Origin of the sequence: Pseudomonas sp. Irchel 3A7 (assembly GCF_900187565.1) — a bacterium.
Classification (GTDB): Bacteria; Pseudomonadota; Gammaproteobacteria; order Pseudomonadales; family Pseudomonadaceae; genus Aquipseudomonas.
The window spans coordinates 91,676-113,155 of sequence record NZ_FYED01000015.1 but is presented as its reverse complement, the minus strand read 5'-3'; the positions used below and the strand labels follow the sequence as shown (position 1 = coordinate 113,155).

The following is a 21,480-nucleotide window of genomic DNA, read 5'->3' as shown; positions in this document are numbered from 1 at the left end:
CGGTTCAGCGCTGTTTTTCGAAACGATAAAACAGGTTTGGCTCGCTCACGATGTAGAGTGTACCGGCTTCGTCCAGGGCCACGCCTTCTGCACGGGGAATGGTCTTTTTCAGGCCATTGAAGCCTCGCAGCAGGGTCATGAAACTGACTTGCTCGCCCTTTTCGTCCAACTCCAGCAGCAAATGGGAATCGGCGGACAGGACCAGTGTGTGGCCGGTTCGAGGGTCGATCGCCAGGGCTGACAGATTGCGCAAGTCCAGCTCGTTACTGGCGAGCTTCTGTTTATCGCCAATCAGCTTCTGACCGTCACTCTTCCAGGTAAACAACGCCGGTGGACGCTCCTCACCCAGCAACAACTGTTGATTGCGCGAGTCCCAGGCGATGGCTTCGAACGCCTTGTTCTGGTTTTTCGAAGTCCCCAGGTCGTACTTCGGGAAATTGGCGACGTTCAGTTCACGGGTATCGGCCTCGACCTTGACGACAGTGAGCAAGTGGTCACGCTCATCGACAATCGCCAGCAGACCGTTGCCCAGCACGGTGACCCCTTCAGGGTTGCTCCAGCCCACCAGAGGAATCTTGCGCAGCACATCGCCCTGCAATGTCAGCTCGACCAGAAACGGTTTATTGCCCATCACCGAATACAGGGTTTTGCTCTGAGGATCGTAGGCCAGGTCAGACGCTTCATCTTTTTCCATGCCCGGCAGCGGTTTGGCATCGATCACCACCTGATAGTCCGGCAGCCAGACACTCTCCTGGCGCTCAGAGGGACTTTCAAAACTCTCTTGCAGCCATAGTGCGCCACGGTCGTCCCAATGCATGGCAAACGCGAGTCCGTAGGCAGCGGCAACCGCCAGCAAAAGCCAGACATACCAACGCAGGGCAAAGCGCGAGCGGCGAGCGGTTTCAAGCGAAGGTAGCGGTTGGGTGGCCATCGGCGAATGCATCCAGAAATTCAGGCTATGGGTAATAGCACAATTGGGATCGGCTCAGACGCCGAAAGCCCGGGAATTATCCAGATGGGATGTGAAAAAAACGGGAAATGGCGGGAAAGCCCTTTGGGAGCAATCGCACGCCCTTAATGTAGGAGCGAGCTCTGCTCGCGAAGGTCGTCAACGAAAACGCTGGAAACCAGACACCCCGCGTCGTTCTCAGGTCCATCGCGAGCAAGCTCGCTCCTACAAAGGGTTTGCGTTGTCTTAGCGGACGCTGCTGGTGAAACTGCTGGCGCCTGGGAGTTCCAGGACAATTTCATCACCAACGTTCAGCGGGCCGACGCCAACTGGCGTACCGGTAAGGATCACATCTCCGGCCTGTAGCGAGAAGCAGCCGGCCATGTGCTGGATCATTGGCACGATCGGGTTGAGCATGGCGCTGCTGTTGCCATCCTGGCGAACTTCGCCGTTGATGGTCAGGCGGATGCCGATGTCGGTCAGGTCGGCGAATGTGCTGCCGGACACGAATGGGGCAATCACCGCCGCGCCGTCGAAGGACTTGGCGATTTCCCAGGGCAGGCCCTTGGATTTCAGTTCGGCCTGCTTGTCGCGCAGGGTCAGATCCAAAGCCGGGGCGAAACCGGAGATGGCGTCGAGCACTTCCTCACGACTCGGCCGGGTCGACAATGGCTTGCCGATCAGCACCGCGATTTCCGCTTCGTAATGCACCGAACCACGCTCGGTTGGAATGCTGAAACCACCCTCCAGCGGCACGACGCAACTGCCCGGCTTGATGAACAGCAACGGCTCGGTAGGCACCGGATTGTCCAGTTCCTTGGCGTGTTCGGCGTAGTTACGGCCGATGCACACCACTTTCCCCAGCGGGAAGTGAATACGCGTGCCGTCGACATACTGGTGCTGATAGCTCATGGACCGACTCCTGGTTCGTCACTCTTAAATTCGAAAGTCAAACAGCAAAAATCTTGCCCGGGTTCATGATGCCGTTCGGGTCGAACACCGCTTTGACCGCTTTCATGTACTCGATCTCAACCGGGGAACGGCTGTAGGTCAAGTAATCACGCTTGGTCATGCCCACGCCGTGTTCGGCGGAAATCGAACCGTTGTACTTCTCGACGGTTTCGAACACCCACTTGTTGACGGTGGCGCACTTGGCGAAGAACTCATCCTTGCTCAGGTTATCCGGCTTGAGGATGTTCAAGTGCAGGTTGCCGTCGCCGATGTGGCCGAACCAGACGATTTCGAAGTCCGGGTAGTGTTCGCCGACGATCGCGTCGATTTCCTTGAGGAACGCCGGCACTTTCGACACGGTGACAGAGATGTCGTTCTTGTACGGCGTCCAGTGGGAAATGGTTTCGGAGATGTATTCGCGCAGCTTCCACAGGTTCTGCAGCTGGGTCTCACTTTGGCTCATCACGCCATCCAGCACCCAGCCTTGCTCTACACAGTGTTCGAAAGTTTCAAGGGCGTGATTGGCCACGTCTTCGGTGGTCGCTTCGAATTCCAAGAGCGCGTAGAACGGGCAATCGGTTTCGAACGGTGCCGGCACGTCGCCGCGCGCCATGACCTTGGCCAAGGCTTTGTCGGAGAAAAATTCGAAGGCGGTCAGGTCGAGCTTGCCCTGGAACGCGTGCAACACCGGCATGATCGAGTCGAAATCGGCAGTACCCAGAACCATCGCGGTGAGGTTTTTCGGGGCGCGATCCAGACGCATGGTTGCTTCAACCACAAAGCCGAGGGTGCCTTCGGCGCCAATGAACAGCTGACGCATGTCGTAGCCGGTGGCGTTCTTGATCAGGTCGCGGTTCAGCTCCAGCACGTCGCCCTTGCCGGTGACCACTTTCATGCCGGCAACCCAGTTGCGGGTCATGCCGTAGCGAATGACCTTGATCCCGCCGGCATTGGTGCCGATATTGCCACCAATCTGGCTCGATCCTGCCGAAGCGAAGTCCACCGGGTAGTACAGGCCCTTTTCCTCGGCCACGTTCTGCAAATGCTCGGTGACCACGCCTGGCTGACAAACGGCAGTGCGGTCAGTCAGGTTCACGTCGAGGATCTGATTCATGTAGTCGAAGGACACGACCACTTCACCATTGGCTGCCACTGCGGCGGCCGATAGCCCGGTACGACCGCCCGACGGTACCAGCGCTACCTTGTGTTTATTGGCCCACAGGACAATGGCCTGGACCTGTTCGGTGGTCTTCGGAAACACAATGGCGGTCGGAGCCGGGGCGAAATGCTTGGTCCAATCCTTACCGTAAGCATTCAGGGAGTCGGCATCGGTCAGCACCTTGCCAGGCTCAACCAAGGTCTTCAGCTCATCAATCAGGGCAGGATTGGTCATCGACAGAACTCTCGAACAATTCATGGTCATCCTGAGAACGCTTCACGTCGCAGGAATGAGTGTTTAGCGGGGCGCATATGCTAGCATACCGACCCCGCAGCATAGTGCCCAACGGCTATTCTGCGGCGACGGCTGTCACGCCGCTCGGGTCAGCGTCTGTTGACCATTTCCTGCCATTTTTCTCCGGGATACAGGTTTACGCAGATGAGCAAGACTTCTCTCGATAAGAGCAAGATCAAGTTCCTTCTTCTCGAAGGCGTCCACCAATCGGCTGTCGACGTCCTCAAGGCGGCGGGCTACACCAGCATCGAGTACCTCACAGGTTCTCTGCCGGAAGCCCAGCTCAAGGAAAAGATCGCTGATGCTCACTTCATCGGCATTCGTTCGCGCACTCAACTGACCGAAGAGATCTTCGATCACGCGAAGAAGCTGGTGGCTGTCGGTTGTTTCTGCATCGGCACCAACCAGGTCGACCTGGACGCGGCACGCGAGCGCGGTATCGCCGTGTTCAACGCCCCGTACTCCAACACCCGCTCCGTTGCCGAGCTGGTGCTGGCCGAGGCGATCCTGTTGCTGCGCGGCATCCCTGAGAAGAACGCTTCCTGCCACCGTGGCGGCTGGATCAAGAGCGCGGCCAATTCCTTCGAAATCCGCGGTAAGAAGCTGGGCATCGTCGGTTACGGCTCCATCGGCACTCAATTGTCGGTCCTGGCTGAAGGCCTGGGCATGCAGGTTTACTTCTACGACACCGTGACCAAGCTGCCACTGGGTAACGCCACCCAGGTCGGTAACCTGCACGAACTGCTCGGCATGTCCGACATCGTGACCCTGCACGTTCCGGAAACCGCTGCCACCCAGTGGATGATCGGCGAGAAGGAAATCCGCGCCATCAAGAAGGGCGGCATCCTGATCAACGCCGCGCGCGGCACCGTGGTCGAGCTGGACCATCTGGCGGCTGCCATCAAGGACAAACACCTGATCGGCGCGGCCATCGACGTATTCCCGGTGGAGCCACGCTCCAACGACGAAGAATTCGAAAGCCCGCTGCGTGGCCTGGACAACGTGATCCTGACCCCGCACATCGGTGGTTCCACCGCCGAGGCGCAAGCCAACATCGGTCTGGAAGTGGCCGAGAAACTGGTCAAGTACAGCGACAACGGTACGTCGGTATCGTCCGTCAACTTCCCGGAAGTGGCCCTGCCGGCTCACCCTGGCAAGCACCGTCTGCTGCACATCCACGAGAACATCCCGGGTGTGATGAGCGAGATCAACAAGGTCTTCGCCGAAAACGGCATCAACATCTCCGGTCAGTTCCTGCAGACCAACGAGAAAGTCGGCTACGTAGTGATCGACGTAGACGCCGAATACTCGGACCTGGCGCAACAGAAGCTGCAACACGTCAACGGCACCATCCGTAGTCGCGTACTGTTCTAAGAACAGCTACAGGCGGCAAGCGGCAAGCGGCAAGTAAAAAGGGAGCCCCTCGGGGCTCCCTTTTTTATTTCACGTTGACCGTGATTTTCTCGGAAACAATCGGTGGATCGAACACGGTATGATTTTTGTCACCCAGTATCAGCTGTAGCGTGTGCTTGCCCGGTGTCAGTGTGACTTCAGCCTGGGTTTGTGCCTTGCCGAAGTGCACGTGATTGGCATCGGTCGGGATCGTCTGCCCGGCGGCAGGCAACTCGTCAACGTCGATCAGCAAATGATGATGCCCGGTATTCTTTGTGACATCCCCCGCGGGTGCCAGCGCAATATTCTCGACAGCGAATTTGACCACGAAGGTCTGCGGAACCGTGCCGCCGTCCTTGGGAGAAACGATGGACACTTCAGCACCCTTGGGTGCTGGCGTAGCCGCACTGGCCAATACCGAAACACCCATCAGCAAGCCAGCCAAAGCAGCACGTGACATAAAGGTTTTCATTCTCTTCTCCAGTTTTTCCGTAAAATTCGCGTGACCATCACAACTTCATGGTCAATCGTTGTCGAAGGCACTCGACAACCATAGCAAAGCGAGCCTGAACCAGAGCATCGCAAATAATGAATTCAAGGAGTGACCATGCGCTTTCTGCCTGGCCTGATCTGCCTGCTACCCCTTCTGAGCCCTTTGGCCCATGCCGAACTGATTGACGACGTAAACGACCGCGGCGAATTGCGCATTGCCCTTGAGGCTAATACCCCACCGTTCAATTTCAAGGAAGACGGCAATCTTGCAGGCTTCGAAGTCGAATTGGGTCAGATGCTGGCCAACGAACTGGATGTGCGCGCCGACTTTGTCATCACTGACGCCACCGATCTGCTGACCGGTGTCGAAAGCGGCAAATACGACATCGCCATCAATCACATTGCAGAGACCCCGGCGCTTCAGGATCGTTTCGACTTCAGCGAACCTTACATTCGTACCGATGCGCAATTGATCGCGCAGAAAGACGAAGAGCCGCGTTCAATTCTGCTGGTGCAGTCGCTGACGGAAGAAAAGCCGAAAGCCGCCACGACGGTGAACCTGGCGATTCCGTTTCAGAAGGGTAACCCGGCGTTTCATGTCAGCCTTGAAAACGCGTTGCAGCGGATCAAGGCGGATGGGCGACTTGAGGCGCTGGAAAAGAAGTGGTTCGGGGCGGATTCGGGTTTGGCACCAAAACCCTGAAGGCAAGGGAGATCAAATGTGGGAGCGGGCCAACTCGCGAAAGCGGTGGGTCAGCAGGCATCAATGTTGACTGACACTCCGCATTCGCGAGCAGGCTCGCTCCCACAGTGGTTTTGTGTGGGTTGTTAACTGAGTGCTGCCAGCGCCTGAACCGCATCCGCAAGTTCCAGTTCGCTGAAGACTTGCACACCATTGCGCTTGAGCAACGCCGCCGTCACCCCTTCGCCACTGACCTTCACCCCGCTGAACGTACCGTCATAGGTCAGCAGGTTGCCGCACGACGGGCTGTTGGCCTTGAGTATGGCAATGCGGATGCCGTGCTGTTGCACCAGTTCCAGCGCTTGATAAGCCCCGGACAGAAACTGCGCACTGACATCCTCGCCCTCGGCCGTCATGACCGACGCCTTACCCTCCAGCACTTGCGCGCCCTGCCCGCCCGGAATTTCCGCAGCCGCCCGGGGCGTCGGCAAACCACCGGCGACTTCCGGGCACAGCGGCACGACCCGACCCTCGTCAAGCCACAGCTGAAGCTGGTCGAATGGCCCGCTGGCGCCGCCGTCGTAGCGTACGCGGTGGCCCAGCAGGCAGCGGCTTACCAGAATTTTCTGCATGATCAGAACGGCTCATTGCCCCGACGCCGGAACCAGCCTGTCAATGACAGCCGCTCACGGGTCGCGGGCAGGACTTCATGGGGGACCTCGCCCGACAGGAACACCACCAGGCATCCACCGGTCGGTACCACATCGTATTGCGCGTCTTCATCCAGGTACATGCGCAACTGACCACCGTGCTCGGGCAGCCATGCGTCATTGAGGTAGACCACCGCTGACACCATGCGCCGATCGTCGTCGCGGAATCGGTCGACATGCTTGAGGTAGAACGCACCGGGCGGGTACAGCGCGAAATGGCTTTCGAAATCCTCCAGGCCCAGAAACAGACCCCGGTTCATCGCCTCGCGCAGACTGTCCATCAATCGCAGATAGCTGTCGCACGCCTCGGCCTGGCCGGGTTCGATCCACTGGATATGATCGCCGCGAATCCCCTCGCGAATCTCCGAGGAAGGCCCGCGCCCTACCGCTGCCGGAGCCAGTTCGCCCTCGGCAGCACGTTTACGGCACTCAGCCGCCAGTGCCCGGGTCAAATCCAGAGGCAGGAAAATATTTTGCTGCGACCAGCCGTTGGTAGCCAGGTCATCGACGATTCGTAACAGCAGTGGGTGATCAGAAGATATTCGCATGGCGCGCATAGTATTCCTGCGCCTGGAAATCCGACAGAGCCACGCAGCGGGCTGATACGAATTCTCGACAAGACCGTATGCCACACGGAGAATAGTCGCCTGCTGACAGGAGTCCCTATGCGCCGTTTGCTTTTCTCCCTGCTGATGTTCTGCGTTTTGCCCGCCTGGGCAGACGGCCACGACCAGTTGTACAAGGTCGCCGGCTGGCCGGAACAACGCGCGCATTTCAATGACGCCCTTTCGGCCGCGCAAAAACGCTACGAAAGCAGCCTGCCACCGGCGGTGTTCCAGGCCCTGGTCAACAACAGCAACCAGCGTTTTGACCCCAAGGCTGTAGACCAACGCGCCGAAGCACAATTGCGCAAGAATCTCGCTGATCCAAAACCTGCCCTGGCGTTCTTTCAATCCCCGCTGGGCAAGAAAATCGTCGCCGCCGAATTGCTCGCGACCCGTCGCGATCAACTGGCGAAAAACGCCAAGGGTTTGCCGAAGATGCAAGCCAGCGACAGCCGCCTGCTGATCATCGGCCACCTGGCCCAGGCGCTGCCTGCGCGCGAGGCCGGCGCCGAAGTCAGCCTAGCGATTGCCGGCGTCGCCGCCGACAGCCTGAGTTCGATGATCCCCGGCCTGCTCGGTGCGGGCCAGGCCCAGGGCATGCTGAACGGGCAGCGTCAGCGCTTGATGGACCAGATCGGCAGCGACCTGAACAACACCTTGCTGTACGTCTATCGCGACCTGTCGGATGAAGAGCTGGAAGAATTCGCCACCTTTGCCGAGTCGGCCGAGGGCAAGGCGTATTACCAGGCGGCGCTGGCGGCGATTCGGGCGGGGTTGGCGGTGGGGCAGAGTACTTCGAGCCTCACCCAGTAATGTGTCGTCTGATAAATCGCTTTCGCGAGCAGGCTCGCTCCCACAGTTGACCGCATACGCCTGTGGGAGCGAGCCTGCTCGCGAAGGGGCCGGCAGAGTCGCTAGAGATTCCTGCCCTTGATCCGCTTGCTCAAAAACCCGAAATACTCCCCCCGCAACGCCAATGCCTCATTCGCCAGGTGATGCCGCGCCTCGGGCAGCATCAAGACCTGAGGCCGGTCGAATTTCGCACGCAGCACCTCAAGGTTGTGCTGCCAATCCACGGTCATGTCCGCCTGCCCCTGCACAATCAACGGTCGCCGAGGGCTGGCCGGTGCGGCTTCGACGCGCTTGATCCAGCGCGCCAACGCTCCCACCCACGCCGTCGGCAATCGTAGCGGCTGCAATGGATCGGCTTGCAGGAACGGCAGAAAGTCCGGGTCGCTGGAGTTTTCGCTGAAGCGTCGGGCGATGGCTTTGACGAAGGGCTTGAGCAGGTAGTAGCTCAGTTGCGACCAGCCCCACGCCCGCGGCCGCACCAGCGGTGCCAACAGAATCACCTGGCCCTGGGCCGGACTGCTCGCTCCCGCATTGAGCACATGGTCGATCACGATTGCACCTCCGGTACTCTGCCCGCACAGGTGCCACGGCTGCGGCAGATCGAGGGACCGCGCTTCGGCAAACAGCCCTTGCAAGGTGTCCTGATACTCGGCGAAATCCTTGATGCTCGCGCGCTCGCCGCTGGACAGTCCATGCCCCGGCAAGTCACAGGCAATCACAGCAAAGCCCTGCTCAAGCGCCCACTCGATGACATGTCGGTAGAGTCCGGTGTGATCGTAGAAGCCGTGGAAGACAAACAACGTCGCCTTCACCCGTTCCGGCCACCAGACCTGGCTGACCACTTCATAACCGTCGACCTGAAAACGCCCCAGGCCACTGCGTACGTTGCGCGAAGAAAAATCCAGCCCGTAAAACCGCTGATAGGCCTGTGCCTCCACTGACAGCGGCTGCCCTTCGGCCAATGGCCGCAGACTGGCGCGCAGATGATCAGGGTTGAAGGTGACAGACATGGGCGATTCCAGAGCGTTAAACCGACTTAATGGACCTGCGATATTCATCTGTCGCGGCAAGCATGGCAAGCTAGCCGCCCTTCGAGGATTGAACCCATGCGATCACCCTTGCGCGCCACCCTGTTTGCCAGCCTGCTCGCCCTGATGTGCGCCGGCGTGCTGTGGGCGGCTTACGACTGGTTCCAGGGCCGCTACCTGCGAGCATTCAGCGAACATACGGCCGTGTTCTCCGGTGACCCGCTGCGCCTGCCCGATACGCATGCCGGTCCCGGCGCCATCCGTCTCGTCCACTTCTGGGACCCCGCCTGCCCTTGCAATGTCGGCAATCAGCAACACCTCAGTGAGCTGGTCGAGCAGTACGAACCGCTGGGTGTCGAGTTCTACTCGGTGCAAAAACCTGGTAGCCACGGCCAGTTGCCGAGCACCTTGAGCAACCTGAAAACCCTCAGCGTCCTGCCCGGTTCCGAGCAGATCCCTGCCAGCCCTGCCGTGGCGATCTGGGATCGCAGCGGCAAACTGGCGTACTTCGGCCCGTACAGCGAAGGCCTGACCTGCAATTCCAGCAACAGTTTTATCGAACCGATCCTGCACGCATTAAACGAAGGTCGCTCGGTGAGTGCCACGCACACACTGGCGGTGGGGTGTTACTGCCCGTGGCCTGTCGACCCTGCGAAGTAGTAAAAACGCTGCAATACGAATCCCTCCTACGGGCGATGGGCCAATTCGGTGAGCCGTGTTAAACAGTGGCACCAGGGAACTGAAGCCGCTCATTACAACAAGGAGTCACCATGAAACGTAGCCTGACCGCTCTCGGCTCGCTGATCGTCACCCTCGCCGCCGTTGGCGGCTGGTACGTCTACAGCAAGCAGCCGACACGCCAGGGCATGGTGGAACTGCAACATCTGCAAGGCTCGGTCACCGTGCGCTACGACGAGCGCGGCATCCCGCACATCCGCGCCGAAAACGAACCCGACCTGTACCGCGCCCTCGGCTACGTCCACGCCCAGGACCGGCTGTTCCAGATGGAAGTGCTGCGTCGCCTGGCCCGTGGCGAACTGGCCGAGGTGCTCGGCCCCAAACTGCTGGACACCGACAAGCTGATGCGCAGCCTGCGCATTCGCGAACGCGCCGAAACCTATCTGGCAAATCTGGACAAACAATCGCCCGCCTTCATCGCCATGCATGCTTATCTGGATGGCATCAACCAGTATCAGGACAGCCACGCAAGACCGGTGGAGTTCGATGTGCTGGGCATTCAGAAGCGCCCGTTCACCGCCCAGGACACCATCAGCATCGCCGGCTATATGGCCTACAGTTTTGCCGCAGCGTTTCGTACCGAACCGTTGCTGACCTTCGTGCGTGATCAACTGGGTGTCGACTACCTGAACGTGTTCGATCTCGACTGGCAACCCAAGGGCGTGCTGACGGACCGCACGGCACCGGCGCTGGCCAGCGCCGACTGGAAGGACCTCAACGCCCTCGCCCGCCTGAGCGAACAGGCATTGGCCGACAACGGCCTGCCACAGTTCGAGGGCAGCAACGCCTGGGCCGTTTCCGGCAGCCGTACCAAAAGTGGCAAGCCACTGTTGGCGGGTGACCCGCACATTCGCTTCTCCGCGCCCTCGGTGTGGTATGAGGCACAGCTCTCGGCACCGGGCTTCGAACTCTACGGTCACTATCAGGCCTTGATGCCGTTCGCCTCGCTGGGCATGAACCGTGACTTCGGCTGGAGCATCACCATGTTCCAGAACGATGACCTCGACCTGATTGCCGAGAAGGTCAACCCGGACAATCCGAATCAGGTCTGGTACCGGGGCAAGTGGGTGGACATGGTGAGCAGCGAGCAGCAGATCGCGGTCAAGGGCCAGGCTCCCGTCACCCTGGTGCTGCGTCAGTCGCCCCACGGCCCGATCGTCAACGATGCGCTGGGCAACAGCGTCGGCAAAACGCCGATTGCCATGTGGTGGGGTTTTCTCGAAAGCCAGAACCCGATACTTGAAGGCTTCTACCAGCTCAACCGCGCCGACACCCTGGCCAAGGCGCGCAGTGCTGCCGCGAAAGTCCAGGCGCCCGGCCTGAACATCGTCTGGGCCAACGCCAAGGGCGACATCGGCTGGTGGGCCGCGGCGCAATTGCCGAAGCGTCCTGCCGGTGTACGTCCGTGGTTCATACTGGACGGCTGCAGCGCCGAAGCGGACAAGGACGGCTTCTACCCCTTCAGCGCCAACCCCCAGGAAGAGAACCCGGCACGGGGTTATATCGTCTCGGCCAACTTCCAGCCTGTGTCGTCGGCGGGTATAGAGATTCCCGGCTATTACAACCTGGCCGACCGTGGCCAGCAGCTCGATCATCAGCTCGGCGACAAGAGCATCAAGTGGGATCTGGAATCCAGCCAGAAGCTGCAACTGGGCACCACCACCGCCTACGGCCCGCGCCTGTTGGCGCCGCTGCTGCCGGTGTTACGCAGCGTGGTGAGCGATCCTGCCGAGCTGAAACTGGTGGAACAACTGGCCCAGTGGAAAGGCGATTACCCCCTCGATTCCACCAGCGCCACGGTGTTCAACCAGTTGTTGTTCAACCTGGCTGAAGCAGCGATGCGCGATGAATTGGGCAACGATTTCTTCGAGACACTGCTCTCGACCCGGGTGATTGATGCAGCGCTGCCGCGCCTGGCGGCAAATGCCGATTCACCGTGGTGGGACAACCGCAGTACCCTCGCCAGGGAAACCCGCGCCGATACGGTCAAGGTGGCATGGCAAGCCAGCATCGCCCACCTCAAGGCCACCCTCGGTGCGGACTTCGCACAATGGCAGTGGGGCAAGGCGCACACCCTGACCCACGGTCATCCACTGGGCCAGCAGAAGCCGCTGGATCGTCTCTTCAACGTCGGCCCGTTCGCCGCCCCCGGCACTCATGAAGTGCCGAACAACCTGTCGGCCAAGATCGGCCCCGCACCCTGGCCAGTGACTTACGGCCCGTCGACCCGGCGCCTGATCGACTTCGCCGACCCGGCCCACAGCCTGACCGTCAACCCGGTCGGCCAGAGCGGCGTGCTGTTCGACCGTCACTATGACGATCAGGCCGAAGCGTACATCGAAGGGGTTTACTACCAGGCGCATCTCAATGATGAAGAGGTGACGGCGAATACGCGCAATACGTTGAAGTTGTTGCCTGCTCGCTCAGGACAATAAATCTCTGCTGTCTGTGAGGGTCTCATCGCGGGCAAGCCCGCTCCCACAGTGATCGGTGTGAATACACAATTTTGTGATCAGGCCGAAACCTGTGGGAGCGGGCTTGCCCGCGATGAGGCCCGCAAAAACAACGCATATTCAGGGCTCAAACCATCGCCGCAAAATTCAGCCGGAACTGCTGCGGCGTCACCCCCAGCCTGCGGTTGAACACGCTGCGCATATGCTGGGCATCACGGAAACCGCATTGGTACGCCACCGTCTTGAGCGGCACGCTGGTGCTTTCCAGCAGTACTCGCGCCGCATCCACCCTCGCCCGTTCGACGAACTCGGCCGGGGTGATTTTCGCTTCCTTGGCGAACACCCGGGAAAAGTTGCGCGCGCTCATGTTGGCGGCGTTGGCCAGGTCGGCGATGGTCAGGTCGCCGGTCAGGTTGGCCAACACGTAGTGCTGGACCATCGCCACGGCCGAAGTCGGCTCGGCGTGGGGCGTGAGGAACGGGCTGAACTGTGACTGGCCACCCGAGCGCTGGGTGAACACCACCAGCCGCTTGGCCACGCTCAACGCCACGTCCGGACCGTGATCGCGACCCAACAGGTACAACGACAGGTCGATCCCTGCCGTGACCCCGGCCGAGGTGTAGAGCTCGACATCCTGCACATACAAGCGATCAGCCTCGACCTGCGTTGACGGGCATAACGCCGCCAACGCCGCCGCATCGCCCCAATGGGTGGTCACCGTCCGCCCCTGCAGTAATCCCGCACGGGCGAGCATGAATGCGCCATTGCAGATCGAACCAAAACGTTGCGCCCGCCCACAGGCATCACGCAGCCAGACATAGAACGGACCGCCGAAATCCATGAACGGCAACTGCGGCCCGCCGGCGACCAGCAGGAGGTCATAGGCCTGCAAGGCATCGCTGTAATGCCGATGGGCGTTCAGCGCCAGGCCGTTGGAGCACGCCATCACCCCGTGCTCCACACCAATCACTTCCAGCCGATAGTGGTCCTCGGGCGCAAGGAAGCGATTGGCTTCGGAAAACACATCCATGGGACCGGTGACATCCAGCGACTGGACGCCGGCGAACACCACGATGGCGACGGTTTTGTGCATGGTTCGAAATGCCTCAACGGATCTGGATCAACACTTTCCTGTGGGAGCGAGCCTGCTCGCGAAGAACGATGACGCGAACTGTGCAGAAAACCGTGTTGCTCCTTTCGCGAGCAGGCTCGCTCCCACACCGTAGCCAATATGCACGGTGGAAGCGAGGCTGGCGCGATATGCATGCTCATTGGCCGGGATCGCAGCCATGGATCGATTGTCCGGTCTGGGGTGCACGAACAGACTGGATACTTCAGCGCCGCCACGGCGTTCACCCCGAGGAAACTCCCATGAGCACCACCATCGCCGGTATCAAAATCCCCGACAGCGCATTGGCCAGGGCCACCACTGAATACATCCGCGACATCGAATCCGACCTGCTCTACCACCACTCGCGCCGAGTGTTTCTGTTCGGTGCGTTGAGCGGTTTACGCAAGCAACTGGCCTACAACCCGGAGCTGCTGTACGTCGGTGCGATGTTCCATGACCTGGGCCTGGTGGAAGGTCACCGCAGCGACAACGAGCGTTTCGAAGTCGATGGCGCCAACGCAGCGGCGGCGTTCCTCAAGCCTTACGGGTTGAGCGATGACGATATTGAGCAGGTCTGGCTGTCAATTGCCCTGCACACCACGCCGGGTGTACCGCAGCACTTGCGGCCGACCGTGGCGCTGGTAACCGCCGGTGTCGAGATGGATGTGCTGGGCATGGACTACGCGGCGTTTTCCACCGTGCAGCGCGAAGCGGTGGTGCATGCGCATCCACGGGGTGAAGGGTTCAAGGAGTGCATCATCTGCGCCTTCGCCGATGGCTTGCGTCATCGTCCGCAGACCACGTTCGGCAACGTGAAGACCGATGTATTGATGGATCAGGAGCCGGGGTTCAAGCCGATGAACTTTGTCGAGGTCATCCGCCAATCGCCCTGGATTGCCTGACGTCACAATAACCTGTGGGAGCGAGCCTGCTCGCGAAGAGGGAGTGTCAGTCGACATCAACGTTGACTGACACTCCGCTTTCGCGAGCAGGCTCGCTCCCACAGTGGATTTGGGTTGGCCACGCAATGGTGGTCAACCCGATTTCAGATCAAGCCGCTTCCGGCGCCTGCGCGCGACGCACGTCCGGTTGTTTCCAGGAGTCGGCGGCGCTTTCTTCGATGGCTTGCTGGATCGCACGCTTGCGCGCTTCTTCGGCGCGGCGGCTGAAGAACCAGACCAGGAAGGTCATCAGCGACACGGCCAGCAGAATCAGACTGGCCACAGCGTTGATCTCCGGCTTCACGCCCAGGCGCACCGCCGAGAACACTTCCATCGGCAGGGTCGTGGAACCCGGACCCGACACGAAGCTGGCCAATACCAGGTCATCCAGGGACAGCGCAAAGGACATCATGGCGCCGGCCCCCAGGGATGGCGCGATCATCGGGATGGTAATCAGGAAGAACACCTTCCACGGCTTCGCACCCAGATCCATGGCCGCTTCTTCGATCGACAGGTCCAGCTCACGCAAGCGCGCCGACACCACCACCGCCACATACGCTGCACAGAACGTGGTGTGAGCGATCCAGATCGTCACGATGCCGCGCTCCTGCGGCCAGCCGATCATCTGCGCCATGGCCACGAAGAGCAGCAACAGCGACAGACCGGTGATCACTTCCGGCATCACCAATGGCGCGGTGACCAGGCCACCGAACAGCGTACGGCCCTTGAAGTGGGTGATGCGGGTCAGGACGAACGCGGCCAGGGTGCCCAGCGCCACGGCGGCCACCGCCGTGTAGCAGGCGATTTCCAGCGAGCGCACCACCGAACCCATCAGCTGCGTGTTGTCCATCAGGCCGACGTACCACTTGATCGACCAGCCGCCCCAGACCGTCACCAGTTTCGAGGCGTTGAACGAGTAGATCACCAGGATCAGCATCGGCAGATAGATAAACAGCAGACCCAATACCAGCATCAGGCTGGAGAAACGGAAGCGCTTCATTCTTTACCCTCCATTTCCTTGGCCTGACTGCGGTTGAACAGGATGATCGGCACAATCAGGATCGCCAGCATCACTACCGCCAGGGCAGACGCCACCGGCCAGTCACGGTTGTTGAAGAACTCTTGCCAGAGCACTTTACCGATCATCAGGGTTTCCGGACCGCCCAACAGTTCAGGAATCACGAACTCACCCACCACCGGGATGAACACCAGCATGCAGCCGGCGATGATGCCGTTTTTCGACAGCGGCACAGTGATTTTCCAGAAGCTGTTGAAGGTGCTCGAACCCAGGTCCGATGCGGCTTCCAGCAGGCTGGTGTCGTGTTTCACCAGGTTGGCGTACAGCGGCAGGATCATGAACGGCAGGTACGAATACACCACGCCGATATACACGGCGAGGTTAGTGTTGAGGATCTGCAGCGGCTCGCTGATCCAGCCCATGGTCATCAGGAAGCCATTGAGCAGGCCGTTGTTGCTGAGGATGCCCATCCACGCGTAGACGCGGATCAGGATCGCGGTCCAGGTCGGCATCATGATCAGCAACACCAGCACCGTTTGCAGTTCCTTGCGGGCGCTGGCGATGGCATAGGCCATCGGGTAGCCGATCAGCAGGCAGAGGACGGTGCTGAAAAACGCCATCTTCAACGAGCCCAGGTAAGCGGCGATGTACAGCTCATCGTCGCCCAGCATCGCGTAGTTGCCCAGGTTCAGCAGCACCTGCAGTTTCTGCTCGGCGTAGCTGTAGATTTCGGTGTACGGCGGAATGGCCACGTCGGCTTCGGCGAAGCTGATCTTCAGGACGATGAAGAACGGCAACATGAAGAACAGGAACAGCCAGATGAAAGGAACCCCGATGACCAGCTGACGGCCACCGGGAATTATTCGATTGAGGCGGCGTTTGAATTTGCGCATGTTCATGAGCGAAGCACCACGCCGCTATCGTCTTCCCACCACACGTAGACCTGGTCACCCCAGGTCGGACGCGCGCCACGGCGTTCGGCGTTGGCGACAAAGGACTGGACGATCTTGCCGCTCGGCAGTTCGACGTAGAACACTGAGTGACCGCCCAGGTAGGCGATGTCGTGCACCTTGCCGCTGGACCAGTTGTATTCGCAGGTCGGCATGTCCGGCGTCACCAGCAGTTTTTCCGGGCGGATCGCATAGGTTACGGACTTGTCCTGCACCGAGGTGCTGATGCCGTGACCCACATAGATCTGGCGGTCCAGGTCTTTGCAGGTGATGATCGCGTGGCCTTCGGCATCGTCGATCACTTCGCCGTCGAAGATGTTGACGTTGCCGATGAATTCGCAGACCAGGCGGCTGGTCGGGGTTTCGTAGATGTCGATCGGGCTGCCGATCTGGGCAATCCAGCCCAGGTGCATGATCGCGATGCGCTCGGCCATGGTCATGGCCTCTTCCTGGTCGTGGGTCACCATCACGCAGGTCACACCCACGCGCTCGATGATCTCCACCAGCTCCAGTTGCATCTGCGAGCGCAGTTTCTTGTCCAGCGCGCCCATCGGCTCATCAAGCAGCAGCAGCTTCGGTCGCTTGGCCAGCGAACGGGCCAGGGCCACACGCTGACGCTGACCGCCGGACAACTGATGCGGTTTGCGCTTGGCGTACTGACTCATCTGCACCAGCTTGAGCATATCGGCCACCCGCGCATCGATTTCAGCGGCGGGCAGCTTGTCCTGCTTGAGGCCGAAGGCGATGTTCTGCGCCACGGTCATGTGCGGGAACAAGGCGTAGGACTGGAACATCATGTTGATCGGCCGCTCGTAGGGCGGCATGTCGGTGATGTCTACGCCATCAAGGAAGATCCGTCCTTCGGTCGGTCGTTCGAAGCCGGCGAGCATGCGCAGCAAGGTGGATTTGCCCGATCCCGAACCGCCGAGCAGGGCGAAAATCTCGCCCTTCTTGATTTCCAGGGACACATCGTCCACGGCAATCGTCTCGTCGAACTTCTTCGTGACCCGGTCGATTTTGACCAGCACCTGTTTAGGTGACTGGTCGCCCTCGAGGGCTTTCTTATAGGCGCCGGAGGCAACTGCCATTTACGAAACTCCCAAAAAAAAGAGTGCAGTTCGCTCAAGGTGAGCCAACCTTGGATAGTTTGAGCCTTGAAGCTATTTACCCGACTTGACCTTGGTCCAGCTGCGGGTCATCAAGCGTTGTATGTTGGGTGGCAGCTCGATGGACACGTAAGTCTTGTCGAGCACGGCTTGCGGTGGATAAACCGCTTCGTCGGTGCGAATGGACTGTTCCATCAGTGAGTCCGACCCGGGGTTAGGGTTGGCGTAGCCGACGTAATCACTGACCTGGGCGATCACCTCAGGTTTCAGCAAATAGTTGATGAACGCGTGCGCCTCTTTCACGTTGGCCGAGTCCTTTGGAATCGCCAGCATGTCGAACCACAGCGCACCGCCTTCCTTGGGAATCGAATAGGCAATTTCCACGCCTTTCTTCGCTTCAGCCGCGCGGTTGCGGGCCTGGAACATGTCGCCGGAGAAACCGATGGCCACGCAGATATCGCCGTTGGCCAGATCCGCGATGTATTTGGAAGAGTGGAAGTAGGTCACGTAAGGCCGCACCGCCAGCAACTTGGCTTCGGCCTTTTTGTAGTCTTCAGGATTCGTGCTGTTGGCGTTCAGGCCCATGTAGTTGAGGACCGTGGGCATCATTTCATCGGCGGAATCGAGGAACGCCACGCCGCAACTCTGCAGCTTCTTGATGTTTTCCGGTTCAAATACCACTGCCCAGGAGTCGATCTTGTCGACGCCCAGTACAGCCTTGACCTTCTCGACGTTGTAACCGATGCCGTTGGTGCCCCACAGGTACGGCACGGCGTACAGGTTGCCCGGATCGTTCTGTTCCAGACGCTTGAGCAGTACAGGGTCGAGATTTTTGTAGTTCGGCAATTGAGACTTGTCGAGCTTCTGGAAAGCACCGGCCTTGATCTGTTTGCCAAGGAAGTGGTTGGACGGCACGACCACGTCGTAACCGGTACGCCCGGCCAGCAACTTGCCTTCCAGGGTTTCGTTGGAATCGAACACGTCATAGACCGGCTTGATACCGGTCTCTTTCTGGAAGTCGGCCAGGGTGGTCTCGCCGATGTAATCGGACCAGTTATAAATATGCACGGTGCCGGCGGCCTGGACACTGGCGGCAAGCGTCAGTCCGGCACCGAGCAACATGGCATTGCGCAACAAAGAAGAAATAGGCAAGTGGAGGTCCTCTAAAATTAGTTGGGCCCAAGTTGCCCCGCGTTACATGACAGCCATGGCTGCCTGGCAACAAAACCGGCGCGCAACTTACCCTCGAAAAACCGTTCCAGCAAACTTTATAAAGACCCTTGTGGGAGCGAGCCTGCTCGCGATGGCCGTCAACGATAACGCGTGGTGCCTGACACCCCCGCGGCGTTCCGATTTTTTTCGCGAGCAGGCTCGCTCCCACAGGGTTTACTACTTACTTACCGGATTTGATCTTGGTCCAGCTGCGAGTCAGGATCCGCTGGGTCGCGGCCGGCAAGTCGGCAATCGCGTACAGCTTGGCCAGCACGTCCGCCGGCGGATAGATGCCTGGATCATCAGTGATTTCTTTTTCGACCAGAGGCGTGGCCGCCGCGTTACCGTTCGGGAAGCGTACGGCGTTGGTGATTTCAGCCATGATTTCCGGCTTCTGCAGGAAGGTCATGAACTTGTAGGCGCCTTCGACGTTTTCGGCATCTTTAGGGATGGCGACCATGTCGTAGAAGCTGCCGGCACCTTCTTTCGGAATGTTGTAGCTGACTTTCACCTTGTCACCGGCTTCGGCGGCACGCGCCTTGGCCTGGTAGATGTCACCGGAGTAACCCACGGCCACGCAGATGTTGCCGTTGGCCAGGTCGGAGATGTACTTGGACGAGTGGAAGTAGCCAACCGAAGGACGGATTTTCAGGAACAGCGCTTCGGCTTCGGCCAGTTGTTTCTTGTCCTGGCTGTCGGTTGGATAGCCCAGGTAGTGCAACGCCACCGGAATCATCTCGGTTGGCGAATCGAGGAAACTGATACCGCACGATTTCAACTTCGCGGCGTTTTCAGGTTTGAACAGCAGGTCCCAGGAATTGGTCGGTGCATCGGCACCCAGTGCAGCCTTGACCTTCTCGGCGTTGAAACCAATGCCGATCGAACCCCACATGTACGGGAACGCGTGCTCGTTGCCCGGGTCGCTGACCGATACGGCCTTGAGCAGGTCGGTGTTCAGGTTTTTCCAGTTAGGCAACTTGGACTTGTCCAGCTTCTGGTAGACGCCGGCCTTGATCTGCTTGGCCAGGAAGTTGTTCGACGGTACAACGATGTCATAACCGGACTTGCCTGCCAGCAACTTGGCTTCAAGGGTTTCGTTACTGTCGAAGACGTCGTAGACAACTTTGATGCCCGATTCGGTTTCGAATTTCTTGATGGTGTCCGGAGCGATGTAGTCGGACCAGTTATAGACGTGCAACACCTTGTCGTCCGCCTGAACCGCACCCGCCATAATGCCCATCAGGGACATGGCGAGGAGTGTCTTGCCAGCAAGCTTTTTTCCTAATGCCTTCATGCGTTAATGCTCCAAATTTTTCTTTTTTGAACCACTTTGTTCAGCGGCCGAACCCGGACAACTGGAACCGCGGCTAGTCTGGCAAGATCCGAGGCGGTCTTTCAAGGAAAGGCCGCCCTTTATGACTGAGCCGAGCGAAAGTTTCATGCTTCCGCTCAGAGCCTAGCACTTAGCCCTTCAATGCACTGAGCGTCAGGTCCAGGCACTTGCGTGCCTTGGTCACCAGCTCATCGATTTCCGCCGGAGTAATCACCAGCGGTGGCGCGATGATCATGGTGTCCCCCACGGCACGCATGATCAGCCCGTTATCGAAGCAGAACTGCCGGCAGATCATGCCGACGCCCTTGCCTTCGTAGCGCTTGCGTGTGGCCTTGTCCTGAACCAGTTCAATGGCCCCCAACAGACCCACCCCACGAACTTCGCCCACCAACGGGTGATCGTTCAGTTCCCGCAGGCGTTTCTGCAAATACGGTGCCGTTTCTGCCTTGACGCGCTCGACAATTTTTTCCTCGCGCAGGATACGGATGTTTTCCAGGCCTACAGCCGCCGCCACCGGGTGGCCGGAGTAGGTGAAACCGTGGTTGAAGTCACCGCCTTCGTTGAGCACGTCGACCACTTCATCACGCACGATCAGGCCACCCATCGGGATGTAGCCGGAGGTCAGGCCTTTGGCGATGGTCATCATGTCGGGCTTGAGGTCGTAGAAATCGGTACCGAACCACTCACCGGTACGACCGAAACCACAAATCACTTCGTCAGCCACGAACAGGATGTCGTACTTGGCGAGGATTTCCTTGATGCGCGGCCAGTAGCTGTCTGGCGGAATGATCACGCCACCGGCACCCTGGATCGGCTCGGCAATAAAGGCACCGACGTTATCGACGCCGATTTCCAGAATTTTCTCTTCCAGCTGATTGGCCGCCCAGATACCGAATTCTTCCGGGGTCATTTTGCCGCCTTCGGCGAACCAATAAGGCTGGGCAATGTGGACGATGCCCGGGATCGGCAAGTCGCCCTGTTCGTGCATGTAGGTCATACCGCCCAGACTCGCGCCGGCCACGGTGGAACCGTGATAGCCGTTCTTGCGGCTGATGATGACTTTCTTCTTCGGCTGGCCCTTGATCGCCCAGTAGTGACGAACCATACGCAGCATGGTGTCGTTGCCTTCGGAACCGGAACCGGTGAAGAACACGTGATTCATGCCTTCTGGCGCGATGTCGGCGATGGCCTTGGCCAGTTCCAGCACCGGCGGGTGGGCGGTCTGGAAGAACAGGTTGTAATACGGCAGTTCGCGCATTTGCTTGCTGGCGGCATCGGCCAGTTCATCACGACCGTAACCGATCGCCACACACCACAGGCCGGCCATACCGTCGAGGATCTTGTTGCCTTCGCTGTCCCACAGGTAGACACCCTTGGCGTTGGTGATGATCCGCGGGCCTTTCTCTTTCAGCTGCTTGAAGTCGCTGAACGGGGCCAGGTGGTGATCGCTGCTCAGGGTTTGCCATTCACGGGTTTGCGGATTGTTGCTGGTCATTACCAATCT

Annotated in this window: 20 protein-coding genes; 6 read left to right on the top strand and 14 right to left on the bottom strand. The window is 59.5% G+C overall.

Features of this window, described 5'->3' with window-relative positions; all coding sequences use genetic code 11:
- Nucleotides 1-4: 4 nt before the first annotated feature.
- The 3 genes from CKW21_RS23665 to CKW21_RS23655 all read right to left on the bottom strand — a co-directional run bounded on the left by CKW21_RS23665 (nucleotide 5) and on the right by CKW21_RS23655 (nucleotide 3,293).
- A complete protein-coding gene (locus tag CKW21_RS23665; RefSeq protein ID WP_095196319.1) occupies nucleotides 5-931 on the bottom strand; it encodes an SdiA-regulated domain-containing protein in 927 nt (308 codons plus the stop codon).
- A 264-nt stretch (nucleotides 932-1,195) separates the two neighbouring features.
- Nucleotides 1,196-1,861, bottom strand: a complete 666-nt coding sequence (locus tag CKW21_RS23660; protein WP_095196318.1) for a fumarylacetoacetate hydrolase family protein — start codon at nucleotides 1,859-1,861, stop codon at nucleotides 1,196-1,198.
- 37 nt (nucleotides 1,862-1,898) lie between these two features.
- On the bottom strand, nucleotides 1,899-3,293 hold the full coding sequence (locus CKW21_RS23655; RefSeq protein WP_095196317.1) for an FAD-binding oxidoreductase: 1,395 nt from the start codon (nucleotides 3,291-3,293) through the stop codon (nucleotides 1,899-1,901).
- Between the two features lie 204 nt (nucleotides 3,294-3,497).
- Between CKW21_RS23655 and serA the strand changes: the two genes are divergently transcribed.
- Nucleotides 3,498-4,727, top strand: coding sequence for a phosphoglycerate dehydrogenase (gene serA, locus CKW21_RS23645; protein WP_095196316.1), 1,230 nt, complete (start codon nucleotides 3,498-3,500; stop codon nucleotides 4,725-4,727).
- A gap of 64 nt (nucleotides 4,728-4,791) precedes the next feature.
- On the opposite strand, the gene CKW21_RS23640 is transcribed toward serA, so the two are convergent.
- Nucleotides 4,792-5,217: a DUF4399 domain-containing protein gene (locus CKW21_RS23640; protein WP_095196315.1), complete on the bottom strand. Its 426-nt coding sequence runs from the start codon at nucleotides 5,215-5,217 to the stop codon at nucleotides 4,792-4,794.
- Nucleotides 5,218-5,352: 135 nt separating this feature from the next.
- On the opposite strand from CKW21_RS23640, the gene CKW21_RS23635 reads away from it, so the two are divergent.
- Entirely contained in the window at nucleotides 5,353-5,940 is a 588-nt protein-coding gene (locus tag CKW21_RS23635) for a transporter substrate-binding domain-containing protein (protein ID WP_095196314.1), read from the top strand.
- Nucleotides 5,941-6,065: 125 nt separating this feature from the next.
- Here CKW21_RS23635 and CKW21_RS23630 read toward each other — a convergent pair whose 3' ends face one another.
- A complete protein-coding gene (locus CKW21_RS23630) occupies nucleotides 6,066-6,551 on the bottom strand; it encodes a DUF523 domain-containing protein (RefSeq protein ID WP_095196313.1) in 486 nt (161 codons plus the stop codon).
- 2 nt (nucleotides 6,552-6,553) lie between these two features.
- Nucleotides 6,554-7,186, bottom strand: a complete 633-nt coding sequence (locus CKW21_RS23625; protein WP_095196312.1) for a 2OG-Fe(II) oxygenase — start codon at nucleotides 7,184-7,186, stop codon at nucleotides 6,554-6,556.
- Nucleotides 7,187-7,294: 108 nt separating this feature from the next.
- Between CKW21_RS23625 and CKW21_RS23620 the strand changes: the two genes are divergently transcribed.
- Entirely contained in the window at nucleotides 7,295-8,047 is a 753-nt protein-coding gene (locus CKW21_RS23620) for a DUF2059 domain-containing protein (RefSeq protein ID WP_095196311.1), read from the top strand.
- Nucleotides 8,048-8,148: 101 nt separating this feature from the next.
- Here CKW21_RS23620 and CKW21_RS23615 read toward each other — a convergent pair whose 3' ends face one another.
- Entirely contained in the window at nucleotides 8,149-9,096 is a 948-nt protein-coding gene (locus CKW21_RS23615; protein ID WP_095196310.1) for an alpha/beta hydrolase, read from the bottom strand.
- Nucleotides 9,097-9,192: 96 nt separating this feature from the next.
- Here CKW21_RS23615 and CKW21_RS23610 point away from each other — a divergent pair, with 96 nt between their 5' ends.
- Nucleotides 9,193-9,774, top strand: coding sequence for a DUF6436 domain-containing protein (locus CKW21_RS23610; protein WP_095196309.1), 582 nt, complete (start codon nucleotides 9,193-9,195; stop codon nucleotides 9,772-9,774).
- A gap of 110 nt (nucleotides 9,775-9,884) precedes the next feature.
- Nucleotides 9,885-12,287, top strand: a complete 2,403-nt coding sequence (locus CKW21_RS23605) for a penicillin acylase family protein (RefSeq protein ID WP_095196308.1) — start codon at nucleotides 9,885-9,887, stop codon at nucleotides 12,285-12,287.
- A gap of 145 nt (nucleotides 12,288-12,432) precedes the next feature.
- Here CKW21_RS23605 and CKW21_RS23600 read toward each other — a convergent pair whose 3' ends face one another.
- Nucleotides 12,433-13,398, bottom strand: coding sequence for a GlxA family transcriptional regulator (locus CKW21_RS23600; protein ID WP_095196307.1), 966 nt, complete (start codon nucleotides 13,396-13,398; stop codon nucleotides 12,433-12,435).
- Between the two features lie 278 nt (nucleotides 13,399-13,676).
- On the opposite strand from CKW21_RS23600, the gene CKW21_RS23595 reads away from it, so the two are divergent.
- Nucleotides 13,677-14,318: an HD domain-containing protein gene (locus CKW21_RS23595; protein ID WP_095196306.1), complete on the top strand. Its 642-nt coding sequence runs from the start codon at nucleotides 13,677-13,679 to the stop codon at nucleotides 14,316-14,318.
- Between the two features lie 148 nt (nucleotides 14,319-14,466).
- On the opposite strand, the gene CKW21_RS23590 is transcribed toward CKW21_RS23595, so the two are convergent.
- From CKW21_RS23590 to CKW21_RS23565, 6 genes are all read right to left on the bottom strand, one after another.
- A complete protein-coding gene (locus CKW21_RS23590) occupies nucleotides 14,467-15,357 on the bottom strand; it encodes an ABC transporter permease subunit (RefSeq protein ID WP_095196305.1) in 891 nt (296 codons plus the stop codon).
- Entirely contained in the window at nucleotides 15,354-16,274 is a 921-nt protein-coding gene (locus CKW21_RS23585; protein ID WP_095196304.1) for an ABC transporter permease subunit, read from the bottom strand. Before CKW21_RS23585 ends, CKW21_RS23590 begins: the two co-directional genes overlap by 4 nt.
- On the bottom strand, nucleotides 16,271-17,413 hold the full coding sequence (locus CKW21_RS23580) for an ABC transporter ATP-binding protein (RefSeq protein WP_095196303.1): 1,143 nt from the start codon (nucleotides 17,411-17,413) through the stop codon (nucleotides 16,271-16,273). The genes CKW21_RS23585 and CKW21_RS23580 overlap by 4 nt, the downstream gene beginning before the upstream one ends.
- A gap of 72 nt (nucleotides 17,414-17,485) precedes the next feature.
- Complete coding sequence (locus CKW21_RS23575) at nucleotides 17,486-18,583, bottom strand: polyamine ABC transporter substrate-binding protein (RefSeq protein WP_095196302.1); 1,098 nt, start codon at nucleotides 18,581-18,583, stop codon at nucleotides 17,486-17,488.
- 241 nt (nucleotides 18,584-18,824) lie between these two features.
- Nucleotides 18,825-19,937: a polyamine ABC transporter substrate-binding protein gene (locus tag CKW21_RS23570; protein ID WP_095196301.1), complete on the bottom strand. Its 1,113-nt coding sequence runs from the start codon at nucleotides 19,935-19,937 to the stop codon at nucleotides 18,825-18,827.
- Between the two features lie 169 nt (nucleotides 19,938-20,106).
- Entirely contained in the window at nucleotides 20,107-21,471 is a 1,365-nt protein-coding gene (locus CKW21_RS23565) for an aspartate aminotransferase family protein (RefSeq protein ID WP_095196300.1), read from the bottom strand.
- Nucleotides 21,472-21,480: the final 9 nt, after the last annotated feature.

Coding starts and splice junctions, on each gene's coding strand:
- CKW21_RS23665 (WP_095196319.1), bottom strand. CDS start 931: ATGGCCACCCAACCGCTACCTTCGCTTGAAACCGCTCGCCGCTCGCGC.
- CKW21_RS23660 (WP_095196318.1), bottom strand. CDS start 1,861: ATGAGCTATCAGCACCAGTATGTCGACGGCACGCGTATTCACTTCCCG.
- CKW21_RS23655 (WP_095196317.1), bottom strand. CDS start 3,293: ATGACCAATCCTGCCCTGATTGATGAGCTGAAGACCTTGGTTGAGCCT.
- serA (WP_095196316.1), top strand. CDS start 3,498: ATGAGCAAGACTTCTCTCGATAAGAGCAAGATCAAGTTCCTTCTTCTC.
- CKW21_RS23640 (WP_095196315.1), bottom strand. CDS start 5,217: ATGAAAACCTTTATGTCACGTGCTGCTTTGGCTGGCTTGCTGATGGGT.
- CKW21_RS23635 (WP_095196314.1), top strand. CDS start 5,353: ATGCGCTTTCTGCCTGGCCTGATCTGCCTGCTACCCCTTCTGAGCCCT.
- CKW21_RS23630 (WP_095196313.1), bottom strand. CDS start 6,551: ATGCAGAAAATTCTGGTAAGCCGCTGCCTGCTGGGCCACCGCGTACGC.
- CKW21_RS23625 (WP_095196312.1), bottom strand. CDS start 7,186: ATGCGCGCCATGCGAATATCTTCTGATCACCCACTGCTGTTACGAATC.
- CKW21_RS23620 (WP_095196311.1), top strand. CDS start 7,295: ATGCGCCGTTTGCTTTTCTCCCTGCTGATGTTCTGCGTTTTGCCCGCC.
- CKW21_RS23615 (WP_095196310.1), bottom strand. CDS start 9,096: ATGTCTGTCACCTTCAACCCTGATCATCTGCGCGCCAGTCTGCGGCCA.
- CKW21_RS23610 (WP_095196309.1), top strand. CDS start 9,193: ATGCGATCACCCTTGCGCGCCACCCTGTTTGCCAGCCTGCTCGCCCTG.
- CKW21_RS23605 (WP_095196308.1), top strand. CDS start 9,885: ATGAAACGTAGCCTGACCGCTCTCGGCTCGCTGATCGTCACCCTCGCC.
- CKW21_RS23600 (WP_095196307.1), bottom strand. CDS start 13,398: ATGCACAAAACCGTCGCCATCGTGGTGTTCGCCGGCGTCCAGTCGCTG.
- CKW21_RS23595 (WP_095196306.1), top strand. CDS start 13,677: ATGAGCACCACCATCGCCGGTATCAAAATCCCCGACAGCGCATTGGCC.
- CKW21_RS23590 (WP_095196305.1), bottom strand. CDS start 15,357: ATGAAGCGCTTCCGTTTCTCCAGCCTGATGCTGGTATTGGGTCTGCTG.
- CKW21_RS23585 (WP_095196304.1), bottom strand. CDS start 16,274: ATGAACATGCGCAAATTCAAACGCCGCCTCAATCGAATAATTCCCGGT.
- CKW21_RS23580 (WP_095196303.1), bottom strand. CDS start 17,413: ATGGCAGTTGCCTCCGGCGCCTATAAGAAAGCCCTCGAGGGCGACCAG.
- CKW21_RS23570 (WP_095196301.1), bottom strand. CDS start 19,937: ATGAAGGCATTAGGAAAAAAGCTTGCTGGCAAGACACTCCTCGCCATG.
- CKW21_RS23565 (WP_095196300.1), bottom strand. CDS start 21,471: ATGACCAGCAACAATCCGCAAACCCGTGAATGGCAAACCCTGAGCAGC.